Consider the following 1,567-nt stretch of genomic DNA (forward strand, 5'->3'; position numbering starts at 1 on the left):
GCGCTCTAACCAACTGAGCTACAGACCCATTGGTCGCTGGGTCTATACCCATACAGTCATTGCTCTATCTTGATCAGGTAATTCATTGTGAGCACTTACCGACAGTCAGTGACTTGTCGATTAAGGAGGTGATCCAGCCGCAGGTTCCCCTACGGCTACCTTGTTACGACTTCACCCCAGTCATGAACCACACCGTGGTGATCGCTCTCCCGAAGGTTAAGCTAACCACTTCTGGTGCAGTCCACTCCCATGGTGTGACGGGCGGTGTGTACAAGGCCCGGGAACGTATTCACCGTGACATTCTGATTCACGATTACTAGCGATTCCGACTTCACGGAGTCGAGTTGCAGACTCCGATCCGGACTGAGACCGGCTTTTCGGGATTGGCTCCACCTCGCGGATTCGCAACCCTTTGTACCGGCCATTGTAGCACGTGTGTAGCCCTACCCGTAAGGGCCATGATGACTTGACGTCGTCCCCACCTTCCTCCGGTTTGTCACCGGCAGTCTCCCTAGAGTTCCCGACCGAATCGCTGGCAAATAGGGACAAGGGTTGCGCTCGTTACGGGACTTAACCCAACATTTCACAACACGAGCTGACGACAGCCATGCAGCACCTGTCTGAGAGTTCCCGAAGGCACCAATCCATCTCTGGAAAGTTCTCTCGATGTCAAGGGTAGGTAAGGTTCTTCGCGTTGCATCGAATTAAACCACATGCTCCACCGCTTGTGCGGGCCCCCGTCAATTCATTTGAGTTTTAACCTTGCGGCCGTACTCCCCAGGCGGTCGACTTATCGCGTTAACTGCGCCACAAAGCTCTCAAGGAGCCCAACGGCTAGTCGACATCGTTTACGGCGTGGACTACCAGGGTATCTAATCCTGTTTGCTACCCACGCTTTCGCACCTCAGTGTCAGTGTCAGTCCAGAAGGCCGCCTTCGCCACTGGTATTCCTCCCGATCTCTACGCATTTCACCGCTACACCGGGAATTCTACCTTCCTCTCCTGCACTCTAGCCTGACAGTTCCGGATGCCATTCCCAGGTTGAGCCCGGGGCTTTCACAACCGGCTTATCAAGCCACCTACGCGCGCTTTACGCCCAGTAATTCCGATTAACGCTCGCACCCTCCGTATTACCGCGGCTGCTGGCACGGAGTTAGCCGGTGCTTCTTCTGTGAGTGATGTCTTCCCTCTGACGTATTGGGCCAGAGGCGTTCTTCCTCACTGAAAGTGCTTTACAACCCGAAGGCCTTCTTCACACACGCGGCATGGCTGGATCAGGCTTTCGCCCATTGTCCAATATTCCCCACTGCTGCCTCCCGTAGGAGTTCGGGCCGTGTCTCAGTCCCGATGTGGCTGATCATCCTCTCAGACCAGCTACGGATCGTCGCCTTGGTAGGCCATTACCCCACCAACAAGCTAATCCGACATGGGCTCATCCGATAGCGCAAGGTCCGAAGATCCCCTGCTTTCTCCCGTAGGACGTATGCGGTATTAGCCTGGGTTTCCCCAGGTTATCCCCCACTATCGGGCAGATTCCCATGCATTACTCACCCGTCCGCCGCTCGAC

Annotated in this window: 1 rRNA gene; it reads right to left on the reverse strand. The window is 55.4% G+C overall.

The window, feature by feature from the left end:
• Positions 1-121 precede the first annotated feature (121 nt).
• Positions 122-1,567, reverse strand: a 16S ribosomal RNA gene (locus BUE38_RS22055); the annotation flags it as partial.

The sequence above is a fragment of the Halomonas cupida genome (assembly GCF_900142755.1).
In the GTDB taxonomy this organism is placed as follows: domain Bacteria; phylum Pseudomonadota; class Gammaproteobacteria; order Pseudomonadales; family Halomonadaceae; genus Halomonas; species Halomonas cupida.